Origin of the sequence: Arthrobacter sp. ISL-69, from assembly GCF_018613775.1 — a bacterium.
Lineage (GTDB): Bacteria > Actinomycetota > Actinomycetes > Actinomycetales > Micrococcaceae > Arthrobacter.
The window spans coordinates 233,789-249,238 of sequence record NZ_JAGGPO010000005.1; the positions used below are offsets into that span (position 1 = coordinate 233,789).

Genomic DNA, 15,450 nt, shown 5'->3' on the forward strand with positions numbered 1-15,450 from the left:
TGAGGGAAAGGCCAGCGTGCTGAGGCCTTCACGGGATGCCTCGACGCTGCCCGCCCAATCCGAATCCCAAGGAGTCCGCTTGCCCCGGCCCACCCTCGCCAGCCTGGCCAGCGAACTTGCCGTGTCGCGGCAGACCATCTCCAACGTGCTGAATGCGCCGCACAAGGTCAAACCCGTCACCCGGGAGCGCGTCCTGGCCGCCATCGCGGCCGCCGGCTACCGGCCCAGTGCGGCCGCCCGCCAGCTGCGCACGCAGCGCTCCATGAACTTCGGCATACGGCTCTATCCCGCCACAGACGGCATCAACGGCGCCGTCCTGGACCGCTTCCTGCACGCGCTCACCGAAGCGGCCCAGTCAGCCGGGTACAGGCTCACGTTGTTTTGCGCAGATTCGGACGAGGACGAAGTCCGCCAGTACGAACAGCTCCTGGACGTCGCCGGGCTGGACGGCTTCATCCTGACCTCCAGCACCCCTGACGACACACGGTCGCGCTGGCTGCAGGAACGCGGCACGCCCTTCGCCGTTTTCGGCCGCCCTTGGGATGCCGACGGACACTCCGCGGCGGCGGAACACGCCTGGGTGGACGTGGACGGCGCCGCCGGAACGGAAGCTGCCGTGAATATGCTGCTGGCCCAGGGCCACGCCAGGATCGGCTTCCTGGGCTGGCATACGGGCAACCCGGTGGGCGCCGATCGCCGCCAAGGCTGGAAGCGCGCCATGACGGCTGCCGGATACGGCCGGGATGTTCCCGTCCTCGGCGCCGAGGCGGAAGACACCGTTGCCGGCGGCGCAACCGGAGCGGCCCTGCTGGCATCGAGGGGCGCCACGGCCGTGGTGTGCTCCAGCGACTCGCTGGCCCTGGGAGCCATGGAGAAGCTCCGTGAGGCACGGCCCGGCGCTTTCGTGCCCGGCCAGCCCGCCGGGCCGGACGGCCGAGCCGCGATTGTGGGCTTCGACGACACTCCCGTGGCCGCTGCACTGGGACTCTCCAGCGTCGCCCAGCCGGTGGAGGAGGCGGCGCGCCACATCATCCGCGTGCTGACGCACGAACTGGCGGCCACCCCCGCGGCGGCGACCAGGAACGCGGCGGCGATCGTCCCGCCGGCACGGCAGCTCCTCCTCGCGCCGCGGGTGGTGGAACGGATTCCGCTGCCGCTGGCGGCACCGGGTTCCGGGTAAGGCGCCGGCTGGGACAGGAACCCGCCGGGCCTTGATCTTTCTCCGGCGGTGCCCTAATGTCCCCAGCTACCAGGTGAATCCGTGGAGCCGATCATGCCCGAGAAAGAGTCCGCACAAGCCTCGCCCAATGCCAGTCCCGCCCTCCATCGGACTGCGGCTCTCGTGCTGGCTGGCATAACGTGCGGGATTGCCTGGGCCGCTGGATTCCGTGGCTATATGGTCGAACTCGCCGGCCCGGCATCCACATTCGGCTGGTGGGGGACGTTCGGCGCGATCCTCCTGCCTGGAGCCACCGTCGGCGGACTCCTGGGGTGGGCCGAAGCACTCCGACGTGCAGGCGGCCGGCGGGGGTGGCGCTGGCTCGCCCTCGCGCCGCTCACCTTCGCCATCGTGCCGCTGCTCATGCCCGGCGCGGTTGCAGCACTGCTCACGCAAGGCCTCGGCGGAGGCGCAATCGCCGTTGCCCTCATGGCGATCGGCGGGGGCTACGCTCTGTCCCGCCGCGGGCCGCTTTGGGCCAGGCTCGCCTGCGGCCTCGTCAGCGCAGCCCTCGCCGCGGCACTCGCCCTGGCCGGGCCCGGGATCGCCGGCCCCGTGCTCGCCATCACCGAACCGCGCGGCGCCTGGGTTGCGGTACTGGGGGCGTCGTTCATCGCAGTGCTTGCCCTCGCCTCCTCGATCCCGCACCGGCCCCCAGACAGCCGGTGACCTTAGCCACCAATGGTGGCCACCCGGCGTCGGGCGTTGCTACGCTGGGATCAAGGTTCCCCTCCGGAACCTCCGGACGACGGTTCAGTACCCGGCACGCGACAAGACTGGCCAAAGGATCCGTCATGTCGTGGTTAATCCTCATTCTGTCCGGGGCGCTCGAGGCCGTGTGGGCCGCAGCGCTGCACCGCACCTCCCTGGCCACAGGCCGCCGGCGCGTGCTTCCCATGGTCGTCTTCCTGGTGTCCGTCATCGCGAGCACCGGCGGCCTCGCCATCGCGATGCAGTCCATTCCCACCGGCACCGCCTACGCCGTGTGGGTGGGTGTGGGTATGGTGCTGACCTCCGCTTACGCGATCATCACCAAGGTGGAACGGGCGACGGCGGCGCGGCTGCTGCTGCTCGCCGGGATCGCTGCGTGCGTGGTGGGCCTGAAGGTGGTGGCGTAATGCTTAGCAAGAATACGTCCGCCTGGCTGATCCTGCTCGGTTCCGCCGTACTCGAGGCCGTCTGGGCCACCGCCCTGGGGCTCTCCGACGGTTTCTCCCACGCGCTCCCCACCATAGTCTTTGCCGTCACGGCCACACTGAGCATGGTGGGACTGGGGATCGCAGTGAAGTCGATCCCGCTCGGGACCGCCTACGCCGTGTGGGTAGGCGTCGGCGCTGCCCTGACCGTCGGCTGGGCCATGGCCACCGGCGTCGAGCCTGCCAGTCCGCTCAAGTTGCTGTTCATCGCCGGGATTGTTGGCTGCGCGGCGGGGCTGAAACTACTGCCGCAGGACCGCGGAGCCAAACAGCACTCACCGGCACGCCGGACTAAACAGCAGCACTGACTAGGCTGGTGCCATGGTGACATCTTCAGTGGACCCGGGCACTGCCCCACGGCTGGACGACGCCATGCTCCGGCATCCCGAGATAAGGGCGGCCGTGGCGGACCTGCGTGCCCGCGTCGCGTCCGGGAAGCGGATGCTTCTCGGCATCACAGGTTCGCCCGGGTCCGGTAAATCGACCTTCGCGTCCGGCCTGCACTCCCTCTTTGATGCCGGTACGGCCGTAGTGGTGCCCATGGACGGCTTCCACCTTGGCAATGCGATCATCGACGGCACGCCGCTGCGGCAGCGCAAAGGGGCAATCGACACGTTCGACGTCGGCGGTTACCTGTCGCTATTGCGGCGGCTGGCGCGGCGGGATGAGCCCGTGGTCTATGCCCCGGATTTCCGCCGGCAGATCGACGAGCCGGTGGCTGCCTCCATCGCGGTCCCGGCCTCCGTGCCCCTGGTGATCACCGAAGGGAACTACCTCCTGGCGGACCACCCCGCGTGGCGGCAGGTCCGGGCGCAGCTGGACGAGGTCTGGTTCATGGACACTCCCCCGGACCTTCGCCTCGAGCGGCTGGTGGACAGGCACGTGCACTTTGGCATGGACCGGTCCGCGGCGGAGGAGTGGGCCGGCGGCTCGGATGAGGCCAACGCACGGTTTATCGAGTCCACCCGCCCTGCCGCCGACCGCGTCATTCCCTGGTCCTAGCGTTTCCGGTTCGTTCAGTGCGCGTTCCCCGCAGCCTGTAACGGAGTTTTCCTGAAGTCTTTTTTCAGTGACACACCGCCCGGATCCCGCAGCCCTGTTAGCCTGCTCCTAGGATCACCGGACCATCAACGGGTCTCAGCCGGTGGCTGGGTCCCCCGTGGCTCCTGGACGCAGAGGACAACAGCACATGGATGGGAACGCGCCGGGCAAGGCCTCGGGGCCGGCCTCCACACCGGCGGATACCGGCGTGGAGGGGCCCGAGCGCACGTGGAGCCTGCAGCGCGAATGGTCCAGGGCCTTCCTGCTGATGCTCGCGGCACTGCTGGTCGGGGCCGCGGTAACGATCGTGGGTGTGCGCGGCCTGATGGACCAGGTGCAGGCGACGTCCGCCCAGCTCCATCTCGAGCTGGACAAAGTGGAGGTGCTGCGGTCAGCCCTCGACGCCCACGAGCAGCTGGGTCACCAGCTGCTCTCCAGTGCACCGGGCGACCGCCCGGCCTTCGTCAGCCAGCAGGAGGAGGTCTCCCGGCTGTTCCAGGAAACCGCCACCCTCCTGCCGGGCGAGACGGGCATGCGGGAAACAATTGCCACCGCCCGCCAGTCCTGGCAGGAAGCCTTGACTGCACACGGCCTGTGGGGCAGCCAGGTGCAGTCGCTCCAAGGCAATCATGTGGCCGAGTCCCCGGCCTTCGCCGCGGCCAGCGCGGAAATCCGCAAACAGCTGGCGGAGATCAGGCACTACTCCCTGTTGGAAATGGACACGGGACTCGCACACAGTGCCGAGCTCGAACGGCTCCTGATCATCGGGCGCAGCGTCCTGTTCGTGGTGGCGGTGGGAGCCACGGTGTACTTCCGCCGCAGGATGGTCAAGGACCTCATGAGGCCGGTGGAAAGCCTGCACAAGGGTGTCCGAAAGCTGCGGGGCGGCAACTACGACCACCGCATCGAAGTGTTCCGCCGCGACGAACTCGGCGAGTTGGCGGAGGCCTTCAACGGCATGGCCGCCGCCGTCCACAACAGTCACGTGAACCTGACGCATCGCGCCACCCATGACCCCCTGACAGGGCTGGCCAACCGTGCGGCGCTGATGGAACGCCTCACGGAATCCTTTGGCAGCGGGAGCACCCGCCGGAACCGGAGCGAGGGACTTCTGTTCATCGACATCGACGACTTCAAGGATGTCAATGACTCGCTGGGACATGAACGGGGCGATGACCTGCTCGTCCAGCTGGCCACGCGCCTCCAGGGCTGCGTGCGCACCCACGACCTCGTTGCCCGCGTCGGCGGGGACGAATTCGCGATAGTTGTGATGGACGACGACGCCGGTTCCATTACCGCGGGGATCGCGGAACGGATCCATGAGGCACTGCGTGCACCGTTCTTCCTTGGCGAGGACCGTCGGGCCGTCACGGCCAGCATGGGCGCGGCCCAGCGGCGGCCAGGCACCAGCGATGCGGCCGAACTGCTGCGCCAGGCGGATTTCGCGATGTACCTCGCCAAACATGGCGGCAAAGCCCGCTACCAGCTGTTTGATGCCGAGGGCTACGACCATATGACGTATCGTGCCGCCCTCAAACGGGACCTCGCCACGGCGGTGACCGGCGGCCAGCTCCGCCTCGAATACCAGCCGATTGCGGACTTGAACAGCGGAGAAATCCTCGGCGTGGAGGCGCTGGTGCGCTGGCAGCACCCCACCCTGGGACAGCTGGCCCCGTCCGAATTCATTCCGCTCGCCGAGGAGACCGGAGACATCGACGCCGTCGGCTGCTGGATGCTGGACACCGCAAGCCGCCAGGCGGCCGGCTGGCGGAAGGCCTTGCCACAGTGCGAAAACCTTTGGATTGCCGTCAACCTCTCAACCATCCAGCTCCCCAATCCCCGGAACCTGGCTGCCATCAAGCGCATCCTTTCCGACCCGCGGCGCAGGCGGACAAAGTGGTGCTTGAAGTCACCGAAACAGCCCTGGCGGGCAGCACTGACGGCGGCATCGCAGCGCTTAAAACCCTGAAGGATACCGGCGTCCGCGTTGCCATCGACGATTTCGGCACGGGATATTCCTCGTTGAGCTCGCTGGCCGTACTGCCGGCAGACATCCTCAAGATTGACCGTTCGTTCCTTGGGCGGCAGGCATCCGCGGCGCAATCGGCGGCGATGCTCGAAGGCATCCTGGGGCTGGCCCGCATGCTGTCCCTCGAAGTGATCGCCGAAGGCGTGGAGGAACCCGGGCAGCTGGAGCTCCTCCGCGCCCTGGACTGCCAGATGGGGCAAGGCTACCTCCTGGCCCACCCGGGTTCCGCCGAGGCGATCGAGGCACTGCTGGCAACAGGAGCCCGCCTTCAGACCGGCCCGGCAGCGCTAGAGGAAGCCATCGATTCCTGAGGAATACCGACCATCCCGCCGCGGTTGTTGGCAGGGAAACAGATTCACAGCGAACGGAGCGCATCATGACTGCACCATCAGTCCACCTCGGCGACGACCTCACCGTCAGTCCCCTGGGATTCGGCGGCATGGCCCTCACCCCGGTCTACGGCGGAGTGGACCAGGGCGAGGCACTGCGGACCCTGCATCATGCGGTGGACGCGGGGGTCAGCTTCATCGACACCGCGGATATCTACGGTGGCGGCAGCAACGAGGAACTGATCGGCAAACTGCTGAAGGACCGCCGGGGCGACGTCCAGCTGGCCACCAAGTTCGGGCTCGTGGGCACCCCCGGCAGCGGCTACACCGACATCCGCGGCGACCGCGCCTACATCCAACAGGCTGTAGAAGCCAGCCTCCGCCGCCTGGGCACCGACACCATTGACCTGTACTACATGCACCGCCGGGACCTCCGCGTTCCGATTGTGGAAACCGTGGAGGCCATGGCGGCGCTGGTGCAGCAAGGCAAGGTGCGGCACCTCGGCCTGTCGGAAGTGACGTCCGAGGAGCTGCGGGAGGCCAGCAGCGTCCACCCCATCGCCGCGGTCCAGAGCGAATGGTCCATCTGGAGCCGCGATGTGGAACGCAACGTTGTTCCCGCGGCAGCCGCGCTTGGGGTGGGTTTTGTGCCTTATTCACCGCTGGGCCGGGGATTCCTCACCGGCACGGTGGACGCTTCGAAACTCGGGAGCGGCGACTTCCGCCGCAATATCCCGCGCTTCGCTGCCGATGCCGCGGACGCCAACCAGGGAGTGGTGGCCGCCGTGCAGGCTGTCGCCGACGAGCTGAGCGTTGCCGGGCGGGCTGCAACTCCCGCCCAGGTGGCGCTCGCCTGGCTGTTTGCCCAGGGCAAAAAGCTCGGCCTGGCCGTGGTTCCCATTCCGGGCACACGCAGGGCGGAACGGATAGACGAGAACCTGGGCGCCTTGGCGCTCAGTTTGACCCCGGCGCAACTGGAGACGCTCGACTCCGCCGCGGACGCCGTCGTCGGCTCCCGCTCTGCGGACCCCAACTGGGTGTCCCAAGGCCGTGAATAGGGTTTCCGTAGACTGAAGCCCATGGATTCCCTCATTCACGACCTGCGTGACATCACCATCCGCCGGATTTCGGTCAGCGAGATGGACAACAACGTGTATCTGCTGACCAGCAAGGCAACCGGCGCGCAGCTCCTGATCGATGCGGCCGATGATCTGGCCGCCATCCAGGCGCTGCTTGCCGACGCCGCCGCGGATACCTCCGCGACGCCGAAGCTGGCGCTGGTTGCCACCACCCACCAGCACTGGGACCATGTCCGTGCGCTGCCGGGCCTGGTCGAGGCCACCGGGGTAAAGACGGCGGCCGGGACGGATGACGCCCCCGAGCTGCCGGTACCGGTGGATGTGCTGCTGGACCACGGGGACGTGGGCAACTTCGACGGCTTCGATGTGACCGCCGTGCACCTCCGGGGGCACACCCCGGGGTCCGTGGCGCTGGTGTACCAGGACCCGGAAGGGCCTGCGCACATCTTCTCCGGCGACTCACTGTTCCCGGGCGGCGTGGGCAACACGCAGAACGATCCCGAACGGTTCGCCCAGCTGATCAGCGATGTCAGCGAGCGGCTGTTCGGCGTCTATCCCGACGACACTGTGGTCCATCCGGGCCACGGCAAGCCCACCACGCTCGGTGCCGAGCGTCCGCACATTCGGGAGTGGCGCGCCCGCGGCTGGTAGCTTTAGCTACGCTTTCAGGCTGGCGCTGCGCTTCGTGGTTTGCGCTGCGCGAAATGCCGGTCGCTGCGGATATACCCGCAGCGGCCGGCATTTTGCGTATCGCCAGCTACTTTACATAGCGAGCCACGAGTGTTAGCGGCTGCGGCGTTCGTTCGACGCCGGAGCTGAGGCGCGGCGGGGACCGCCGCTGCGTGCCGGACGGCCTTCGCCGGAGCGGCCGTTGCCGCCGCCGGAGTAGGATCCGCCCGAGGTGCCGCCGGTGTTGGAGGACCAGACTGCAGCGTTGCCGCCGGCTGAGCCGGACTTGGCGCCGGCAGCGGCGCGCTGGCCCGTTGCCGGACGTCCGCCGCGCTGGCCACCCGTTGCCGCACCGGTGCGGGGTGCACCGCCGCTGCGGGGCGCACCACCACGGGGTGCGCTGGTGCGGGTTGCGCCGCCGCGAGCGTCGCCCCGGGCGTCGGAGGCACGTGCGTCAGACCCGCGGCCGGCCGATGCACGGCCGCCTGCTGCGGGAACATCGTTGTGGTGCGAGTATGCGGTGGAACGGGCACGGCCGCGTGCATTGCGGCGCTCGGCGCGCTCGGCGTCGGCGCGGTCCTGGTTCTTCTCGGCAACGCGCTCGGCGGCGTTGCGGGCAGCGGCCTGGCCCTCGTAGGCCACGGCGCGGCGCTCGGAACGCGCAAGATCCGTGCGGGGAGCCCCGGTCGAAACCCGGCCGCGTCCGCCACGTCCGCCGCGGCCACCCGCAGTGGGTGCGGCCTGCGTGGAGCGGCGGGCGCGCTTGCGCTCGGCGTTTGCACCGGTGGAGGTGCCGCCGCCCTGGTTGGACTTGGCGGCCAGCAGTGCGGCGCGGGTGCGCGGATCGATCTTGTCGGCCATTTCACCCACCAGTTCTGCAACCAGCGGGGAGTTGGCGGTGACGCGCTCGAAGTTGACCTCGACGCCGGCGGCCTTCATCAGCTTCTTGACGTCGGACTGCTGCTCCGGGAGGGTCAGCGTGACCACGGTGCCGTCGGAACCGGCGCGGGCCGTACGGCCGGAGCGGTGCAGGTATGCCTTGTGCTCTGTGGGCGGGTCCACGTGGATGACCAGTTCGACGTCGTCGACGTGGACACCGCGGGCCGCGACGTCGGTGGCCACCAGGACGCGGACCTCGCCGGAGGAGAACTCGGCCAGGTTGCGGTCACGGGCGTTCTGCGAGAGGTTGCCGTGCAGGTCGACGGCGGGGATGCCGGCGTCCGTCAGGGTCTTGGCAAGCTTGCGTGCATGGTGCTTGGTGCGCATGAAGAGCACACGGCGGCCGGCGCCCGAGGCGAGCTCAACGATCAGCTGCTTCTTGACGGTCTGGTCGTTGACCACCAGCACGTGGTGTTCCATAGTGGTCACCGCGGCCTGTGATTCATCCACAGCGTGGGTCAGCGGGTTGGACAGGTAACGCTGGACGATCTTGTCCACGCCGTTGTCCAGGGTGGCGGAGAACAGCAGGCGCTGGCCCTGGCTGGGGGTCATGTCCATGAGCTTCTTGACGACCGGCAGGAAGCCGAGGTCGGCCATGTGGTCGGCCTCGTCCAGAACGGTGATCTCGACACCTTCAAGGGTCAGGATGCGCTGGCGGATCAGGTCCTCCAGGCGTCCCGGGCAGGCGATGACGATGTCAACGCCGGCACGCAGGGCCTTTTCCTGACGGGCCTGGGAGATGCCGCCGTAGATCACGGTGGTGGTCAGGCCCATGGCCTTGGCCATCGGCTCGATGGTGGCGTTGATCTGGGTGGCCAGCTCGCGGGTCGGCGCAAGGACCAGGCCCATCGGGCGGCCGGGCTTGCGGAAGTGCTTGGCTTCCCGCTCAGCGAGTCGTGCTACAAGCGGGATTGCGAAGGCAATGGTCTTGCCGGAGCCGGTGCGGCCGCGGCCCAGGACGTCGCGTCCGGCCAGGGTGTCCGGAAGGGTCTTGACCTGGATGGGGAACGGTTCAACGATTCCCTGGGCGGTCAGCGTGTCGGCGAGTGCTTTGGGCGTGCCGAGGGCAGCAAAAGTAGTCATGTGTTTCAAAGGTCTTTCAGGCGGTATCCATGCGGATATCGGCCCCCGGTGCCGGTTGGCCCAGGGGTTCGCCGAAGAAAAGTCAGGTGATCAACCGGGCTGCTGCCAACCTTGCGGCGGCGGAAGCCGGGACCAAATAGAACGCGTTCATCGACGCAGGATGTGCCTCTCACATGAAAAAAACCCACTCCCTGCCGGACAAATCCTTTGGGGGACCCGGTTGATGAACCGAATCAAAGTGGGCATCACTGCACATCAAGTTCCACCAGTCTAGCATCCGCGGACAGTTGTTCCCGTTTCCCGGCCCGCCTGGAGGTGCTGCCGGTCCATGCCGCCGGTCCATCCACTCTCCACTCGGATCCGCATCACTACCAACCGGAACCAATACAGAGGACATCCCATGAGACTCGAAGACAAGGGACGCAACGTCGTATCCACCACCTCGGCGGCGCCGGGGAGCAAGCAGGCCGGCTGAACGGCACCGGGGAACTTCACCGCGAAGGCCGGGTGGAGCAGGCCCTGGCCCCGCTCGGAAAAGCCGCGGAGACCGCCAACGACGCAGCGGCCGGAATCGGCGGCGCTAGCATCAGCGGCAACTTCGCGTCAGCGGCGCAGAAGCTCCAGGACGGGCTCGGCAAGGGCTGATCGGACGGCCAGCCCCGGAGCTGGAACCCGGCGCGCCGCGGCGGCTGCATTACCAGCCAGGTCCAGCGCAGGGGCCATTTTCACGTCCAACAAGAGACTACAATTGATGCTCTGACGCTCGACGTTTGTCGAGGAGCAATCGACGCGGACGGCGGCGCAATAGCCCTTTCCGGGGCACGGAACCAGGAGGCTCCGCCATGGCCACCCAGCCCGGCAACGTGCCGATGAACGCCCTTTCCCACCCCGGCCGAGCAGTGCACCGTTCCGGACCGCCGCCGTCGGAATCCGGTCAATACCCCGAACGGAAAGCATTCCTGCCCCGCCGGAAAAGGCCGCAAAGTTGCCCCTAGTCTTAATCCACACCCCCAACTGTTACCTCCGTCACATTTGTGGCGGCTCCGTGCGGATGGCGGTGCGGCTGCCTGCTCCCAGAGCAGTCAGCCAGCAACGCAGTCCGCTTGTGACAAGGAAAGAAGCACTGATGTCTGAACGCACCACCACGGTTGCCATGAACACTGCAACGGAACCAACCAGCGGAGGCCACAGCCAGGAACCGCACCTTGCCCGAGCGCTGAGCAACCGCCACATCCAGCTGCTGGCCATCGGCGGCGCCATCGGAACCGGCCTGTTCATGGGCTCCGGCAAGACCATTTCCCTCGCCGGCCCTTCCGTCATCTTCGTCTACATGATCATCGGATTCATGCTGTTCTTTGTGATGCGGGCGATGGGCGAAATCCTGCTTTCCAACCTGAACTACAAGTCCTTCAGCGACTTCGCCGGAGACCTCCTGGGTCCGTGGGCCGGGTTCTTCACCGGCTGGTCCTACTGGTTCTTCTGGGTTGTCACGGGAGTGGCGGACATTGTGGCGATCGCCGGGTACGTGGACAAGCTCGCCCCCGGCACCCCGCTGTGGATCCCGGCGCTCATCACCCCCGTGGTGCTGATCCTGCTGAACCTCCCCACGGTCAAGGCCTTCGGTGAAGCAGAATTCTGGTTCGCCATCATCAAGGTGGTGGCCATCGTGGCGCTGATCGGCACCGGCATCGTGATGTTCGCAACGAACTTCACCTCCCCCAACGGCGCTGTGGCCAACCTGGCCAACATGTGGAACGACGGCGGCATGTTCCCGCATGGCATGTTCGGCTTCATCCTTGGATTCCAGATCGCCATCTTCGCCTTCGCGGGCATCGAACTCGTGGGCACCGCAGCGGCCGAAACCAAGGACCCGGAGAAGAACCTGCCCCGGGCCATCAACTCCATCCCCATCCGCGTCCTGCTCTTCTACGTCGGCGCCCTGGTGGTCATCATGGCGGTCAACCCGTGGCGGAGCATCGACGCCGCAAGCAGCCCCTTCATCGGCATGTTCACCCTGGCCGGCCTGGGCATCGCCGCAGTGGTGATCAACCTGGTTGTCCTCACCTCCGCGGCCTCCAGCGCCAACTCCGGCATCTACTCCACCTCGCGCATGGTCTACGGCCTGGCCCAGGACGGCAACGCCCCGAAGGCCTTCGGCAAGCTGAGCATCCGCAAGGTTCCGCAGAACGCCCTGCTGTTCTCCTGCATCTTCCTGCTGGCCGGCCTGGTGCTGCTCTACTCGGGCGACTCCGTCATCGGCGCCTTCACTGTGGTCACCTCGGTTGCCTCGGTGCTCACCATGTTCGTCTGGTCCATGATCCTGGTCAGCTACATTGTGTTCCGCCGCCGCCGGCCCGAACTGCACGCAGAATCCGCCTTCAAGATGCCCGGCGGCACCTTCATGCCCTACGTGGTGCTGGCGTTCTTCGTGTTTATGCTCGTGGCGCTGGCCCAGGCCGACGACACCCGCCTAGCCCTGTTCGTGGCGCCCCTCTGGTTCCTGATCCTGGGCGCGGCCTGGCACTTCAACCGGAAGACGCCGCTCCAGCAGGCGCGGATCGCAGAGTGGAAGGCTGAGTCTGATTCGGACAAAGCAAAAGTCAGCGCCCTGAGCTAGGACGTTAGACGCGCCGCGACCCGCGGCGCCACCACCACAGCGACGACGGCGATGGCGGCCGTGAGGGCGAACACTCCCGCGAAGGAGGCGCCCGACACACCGCCCGCCGTCGTCGTTGTGCTTAATGCTGTGAACACGATCCCGGTGGTGGCCAGGGCCAGCGCACCGCCGAGGGAATCGGAGATGGACATGGCCGAACTGTTGAAGCCCTCGGTATCCGGTGTGGACATGGCCAGTGTCATGACGCTCAGGCGCGGATACATCAGCCCCATGCCGCCGCCGGCGAAGATCCAGCCGGCGATCGCGACGGCGGCCGGCCAGCCCAGGACGGTGGTCACCAGGGCAAGGACGACGGCGCCGAGCACCATCGCGGATCCGATCACGATGGCCAGCCGGTGGGTTAGCTTCGTACCGAGCCTGCCCTGGACCGCGGAAGCTCCGGCCCAGGCAATTGCACCGAACGTGAGGGTCAGCCCGGCGAAGGTGGGCGAATAGGAGTAGCGCTCCACCAGCAGGTACGGCAGGTAGACCTCCGCCCCGAAGAACGCCGCCGAGACCAGCCCGCGGGCCAGAATGACGCTCGGCAGCCCGCGCCGGGCCAGCAGGGTGCCGCGGGGCACCAGCGGGCGCACCGCCACCAGTGCAATCACGACGGCGGCTGCCGCCAGCGCGCCGCCCGCTACCGGGACCTGCGCGGAGAGGTTCAGGCCGAGGACGGCGAGCGCCGCGAGGGCGGCCCAGGCGAGCCGGCCGTAGGACCACCGCCTGGTCTTCGCACTAGCCTCCGGTCCGTCAGTTTTTGCGGAGGCCTCAGCCGCTGCGGGACGGCCGTGCAGCCCGCGCAGAGCGGGCACGATCATCAGGAGCGCCGGAACAACCAGCCCCACCACGCCCAGGAACACCCAGTGCCAACTGGCCGCCTGCGCCACGATTCCGGCGGCGAAGGGGCCTACCAGGGACGGGATCACCCAGGCCGCGGAAAAGGCGGCGAAGATTTTCGGGTGCAGCACCGGCGGGTAGACGCGTGCCACCACAACGTACAGGGCCACGGTCATGGCACCGCCGCCCAGTCCCTGCACCAGCCGGCCGGCCACCAGGACGGCCATGCTTCCCGCGGTGCCGGCGATCAGCAGGCCAAGCACAAACATGACCACCGACGCGTAGAGCGGCCCGACGGGCCCGCGGCGGTCCGACCAGTTGCCGGCCGCCACCATACCGATGACACCCGTGGCGAGGGGGCCGGCGAAGGCCAGGGCGTATAGCCCGGCGCCGTCCAGCTCACGGCTGACCAGCGGCATGATGGTGGTCACCGCGAGGGATTCGAAGGCTGCCAGGAACACCAGCGCGCACGCGCCGGACGTCACCAGGAGGTAGTGGCGGTGCAGGATTCCTGCGGTCGCCGGGGCGGATGAGGGGGCGCTTCGTTGCACGGTGGTGGCCTGATCAATAGTCATGGACGTTACCGTAGGACCTCAACTAAGGTTGAGGTCAAGGTGCCGCCCGGGGATGCGGAAATGACGCTCGGCGGTCGGTTACAGCATTGGGGAAAGCCTAGGGGGAAGCATGCCACAGCTTGTCGGCGGAGCACACCATGCCCTGAGCATCGGTGAGTTGTCCGAACGGAGCGGGGTGGCGCCGTCGGCCCTTCATTTCTACGAACGCAACGGCCTGATCTCCTCCGAACGGACCTCCGGAAACCAGCGGCGGTACCGCCGCGACGCCTTGCGGCGCGTCGCGTTCATCCGGGTCTCCCAACGGGTCGGCATCCCGCTGAAGGAGATCCGGGCGTCGCTGGATTCCCTGCCTGAAGGCCGGACCCCCACCAAGCGCGACTGGTCCCGGCTTTCGCGGCTGTGGCGCTCCGAACTGGACGCGCGCATCGCCGCCCTGGAGCATTTGCGGCGCGACCTGGACGGGTGCATCGGCTGCGGCTGCCTCAGCCTGAAGGCCTGCCGGCTGCAGAACCCGGAGGACACGCTGGGCGACGGCGGCACGGGCCCCCGGCGCTGGGAACCCGGCTCGCGGGACCCTGACACCGGGGATTCCGAAGGTCCGGACGCCTAAGCGTCCAGCCTTAACCCGACGGAAGGCTCAACCCTACCGACGGAACGACGGCGCCGGTCGCCGTCGAGTCCGGGTTCAGCATCCAGCCCACCCGCTTGACGCTGCTGAGCATCACCACGCTCTCCACGAGTTCAATCCCCGGGATCCGCTGCTGCAGCGCAAGTTCCTCGGTCAGGACGTCGGCCACCGACTGCAGCCACATGATGATCACAAAGTTGGTCCGCCCGGTGGTGGAGGCGGCCAGCCGGACGTTGCGGAACCCCCGGAGCTCGGCCGCCGCGGCATCATGCTGACCGGGCGGAACATTTGCGAACCACTGGCACGTCACCGGGAACCCGGAATACTTCTGCGCGATCTCGCACCGGAAGGACAGCACGCGGCTGGCCAGCACGCGGTTCAGCTGCCGCTGGACCGTGGCCGGATGCCGTCCCAGGGCGCGGGCGATGTCCGCTGCCGTTGCCCGGCCGTCCCGGGCCAGGAAGGGCAGCAGGTCCAAGTGGCTGGCGGGCAGCGGCTCCCGCAGGGACAGGGGCGGAGCGGACCCCGCGGCCTCAGGTCCCGCCTTCGCCCGCAGCGCCGCCACCTGCGCACGGTCCAGGACGTTGAGCCGCCAGGAGTAGGCGCCCGTGTGCAGGCGCGTGCACAGCGCTGTCTGGTACTTCACGAGCCCGTCGATGTCCTTCAGCCGAGCGGCCACGGCGGTGCCGAACTCCTCCAGGGACTGCGTGATCGCCGTCAGCATCAGGTCACGGTTGCTGGCTGCCTCGTCCACGGTGACTATTTCCGGCACTGCCGCCAGGGCCTCCGTCACATCATCACGGCGGTGCATCTCACACTCCACGTCCACAAACGCCAGGCACATCTGCTGCGGGTCGCCCATCAGGTGGGCGGTGACCCAGGACGCCCCGGCGGTGCGCAGCCGCTCCCAGCGTGCGGCCAGCGTGGTGGCGTGGACGCCCAAGACCTCTGCGGCGTCCGCCCAGCTCAGCCGCGGTGCAATCTGGAGGGCGTTGATCAGCGCCAGGTCCTCCTCGCTGAGTTCCATTTATCCCTCTCCCTGCCCCGTCCGCTGCGCGAATCCTGCGGTCAGTAGTCTCTATTTGCATTTTTCCAGCCATTTGGCTGTCTGTGAAGTGTGTCACGACAGACTGGAGACCGGAGCCGCAGAACCGCTGCCGGCCCGCC

Annotated in this window: 13 protein-coding genes, 1 pseudogene and 1 riboswitch; of the genes and pseudogenes, 11 read left to right on the forward strand and 3 right to left on the reverse strand. The window is 67.8% G+C overall.

Translation table 11 applies throughout. The annotated features are described in order from the left end of the window. The first annotated feature begins 79 nt into the window (after window positions 1-79). The 8 genes and pseudogenes from J7I79_RS02080 to J7I79_RS02115 all read left to right on the forward strand — a co-directional run bounded on the left by J7I79_RS02080 (window position 80) and on the right by J7I79_RS02115 (window position 7,544). Window positions 80-1,180 carry a LacI family DNA-binding transcriptional regulator gene (locus tag J7I79_RS02080; RefSeq protein ID WP_214949604.1) on the forward strand — a complete coding sequence of 367 codons (1,101 nt, stop codon included), beginning with the start codon at window positions 80-82 and terminating at the stop codon, window positions 1,178-1,180. Between the two features lie 216 nt (window positions 1,181-1,396). Beyond that, window positions 1,397-1,888, forward strand: a complete 492-nt coding sequence (locus J7I79_RS02085; RefSeq protein ID WP_251042264.1) for a hypothetical protein — start codon at window positions 1,397-1,399, stop codon at window positions 1,886-1,888. Between the two features lie 50 nt (window positions 1,889-1,938). Further along, window positions 1,939-2,004, forward strand: a riboswitch (guanidine-III (ykkC-III) riboswitch). A 9-nt stretch (window positions 2,005-2,013) separates the two neighbouring features. Further along, the gene (locus J7I79_RS02090) at window positions 2,014-2,337 is read left to right on the forward strand and encodes a multidrug efflux SMR transporter (RefSeq protein WP_214949607.1); all 324 of its coding nucleotides are present in this window, start codon (window positions 2,014-2,016) and stop codon (window positions 2,335-2,337) included. Next, window positions 2,337-2,723, forward strand: coding sequence for a multidrug efflux SMR transporter (locus J7I79_RS02095; RefSeq protein WP_214949609.1), 387 nt, complete (start codon window positions 2,337-2,339; stop codon window positions 2,721-2,723). Before J7I79_RS02090 ends, J7I79_RS02095 begins: the two co-directional genes overlap by 1 nt. Before the next feature lie 64 nt (window positions 2,724-2,787). Further along, the gene (locus J7I79_RS02100; RefSeq protein ID WP_396020154.1) at window positions 2,788-3,417 is read left to right on the forward strand and encodes a nucleoside/nucleotide kinase family protein; all 630 of its coding nucleotides are present in this window, start codon (window positions 2,788-2,790) and stop codon (window positions 3,415-3,417) included. A gap of 877 nt (window positions 3,418-4,294) precedes the next feature. After that, window positions 4,295-5,796 (forward strand): annotated as a pseudogene (locus J7I79_RS24870) (EAL domain-containing protein). A 65-nt stretch (window positions 5,797-5,861) separates the two neighbouring features. Continuing rightward, complete coding sequence (locus J7I79_RS02110; RefSeq protein ID WP_214949618.1) at window positions 5,862-6,872, forward strand: aldo/keto reductase; 1,011 nt, start codon at window positions 5,862-5,864, stop codon at window positions 6,870-6,872. A gap of 21 nt (window positions 6,873-6,893) precedes the next feature. After that, window positions 6,894-7,544, forward strand: a complete 651-nt coding sequence (locus tag J7I79_RS02115; RefSeq protein WP_214949621.1) for an MBL fold metallo-hydrolase — start codon at window positions 6,894-6,896, stop codon at window positions 7,542-7,544. Window positions 7,545-7,676: 132 nt separating this feature from the next. On the opposite strand, the gene J7I79_RS02120 is transcribed toward J7I79_RS02115, so the two are convergent. Continuing rightward, a complete protein-coding gene (locus tag J7I79_RS02120; protein ID WP_214949628.1) occupies window positions 7,677-9,584 on the reverse strand; it encodes a DEAD/DEAH box helicase in 1,908 nt (635 codons plus the stop codon). A gap of 507 nt (window positions 9,585-10,091) precedes the next feature. Between J7I79_RS02120 and J7I79_RS24105 the strand changes: the two genes are divergently transcribed. Next, a complete protein-coding gene (locus J7I79_RS24105) occupies window positions 10,092-10,229 on the forward strand; it encodes a hypothetical protein (RefSeq protein ID WP_251042266.1) in 138 nt (45 codons plus the stop codon). A gap of 481 nt (window positions 10,230-10,710) precedes the next feature. Then, window positions 10,711-12,201 (forward strand): D-serine/D-alanine/glycine transporter, encoded by a 1,491-nt coding sequence (cycA, locus tag J7I79_RS02130; protein ID WP_214949630.1) that lies wholly within the window; start codon window positions 10,711-10,713, stop codon window positions 12,199-12,201. Here cycA and J7I79_RS02135 read toward each other — a convergent pair. Continuing rightward, window positions 12,198-13,655, reverse strand: coding sequence for an MFS transporter (locus tag J7I79_RS02135; protein WP_214949632.1), 1,458 nt, complete (start codon window positions 13,653-13,655; stop codon window positions 12,198-12,200). The genes cycA and J7I79_RS02135 overlap by 4 nt on opposite strands. A 109-nt stretch (window positions 13,656-13,764) precedes the next feature. Here J7I79_RS02135 and soxR point away from each other — a divergent pair, with 109 nt between their 5' ends. Beyond that, window positions 13,765-14,265 carry a redox-sensitive transcriptional activator SoxR gene (gene soxR, locus J7I79_RS02140; protein WP_214949634.1) on the forward strand — a complete coding sequence of 167 codons (501 nt, stop codon included), beginning with the start codon at window positions 13,765-13,767 and terminating at the stop codon, window positions 14,263-14,265. 10 nt (window positions 14,266-14,275) lie between these two features. On the opposite strand, the gene J7I79_RS02145 is transcribed toward soxR, so the two are convergent. After that, window positions 14,276-15,310 (reverse strand): Lrp/AsnC family transcriptional regulator, encoded by a 1,035-nt coding sequence (locus tag J7I79_RS02145; RefSeq protein ID WP_214949636.1) that lies wholly within the window; start codon window positions 15,308-15,310, stop codon window positions 14,276-14,278. Between the last annotated feature and the right edge of the window lie 140 nt (window positions 15,311-15,450).

Excerpts from the sequence above, each read along its gene's own strand:
- J7I79_RS02085 (WP_251042264.1), top strand. The coding sequence starts at position 1,397 with ATGGTCGAACTCGCCGGCCCGGCATCCACATTCGGCTGGTGGGGGACG.
- J7I79_RS02090 (WP_214949607.1), top strand. The coding sequence starts at position 2,014 with ATGTCGTGGTTAATCCTCATTCTGTCCGGGGCGCTCGAGGCCGTGTGG.
- J7I79_RS02095 (WP_214949609.1), top strand. The coding sequence starts at position 2,337 with ATGCTTAGCAAGAATACGTCCGCCTGGCTGATCCTGCTCGGTTCCGCC.
- J7I79_RS02100 (WP_396020154.1), top strand. The coding sequence starts at position 2,788 with ATGCTCCGGCATCCCGAGATAAGGGCGGCCGTGGCGGACCTGCGTGCC.
- J7I79_RS02110 (WP_214949618.1), top strand. The coding sequence starts at position 5,862 with ATGACTGCACCATCAGTCCACCTCGGCGACGACCTCACCGTCAGTCCC.
- J7I79_RS02115 (WP_214949621.1), top strand. The coding sequence starts at position 6,894 with ATGGATTCCCTCATTCACGACCTGCGTGACATCACCATCCGCCGGATT.
- J7I79_RS02120 (WP_214949628.1), bottom strand. The coding sequence starts at position 9,584 with ATGACTACTTTTGCTGCCCTCGGCACGCCCAAAGCACTCGCCGACACG.
- cycA (WP_214949630.1), top strand. The coding sequence starts at position 10,711 with ATGTCTGAACGCACCACCACGGTTGCCATGAACACTGCAACGGAACCA.
- J7I79_RS02135 (WP_214949632.1), bottom strand. The coding sequence starts at position 13,655 with ATGACTATTGATCAGGCCACCACCGTGCAACGAAGCGCCCCCTCATCC.
- soxR (WP_214949634.1), top strand. The coding sequence starts at position 13,765 with ATGCCACAGCTTGTCGGCGGAGCACACCATGCCCTGAGCATCGGTGAG.
- J7I79_RS02145 (WP_214949636.1), bottom strand. The coding sequence starts at position 15,310 with ATGGAACTCAGCGAGGAGGACCTGGCGCTGATCAACGCCCTCCAGATT.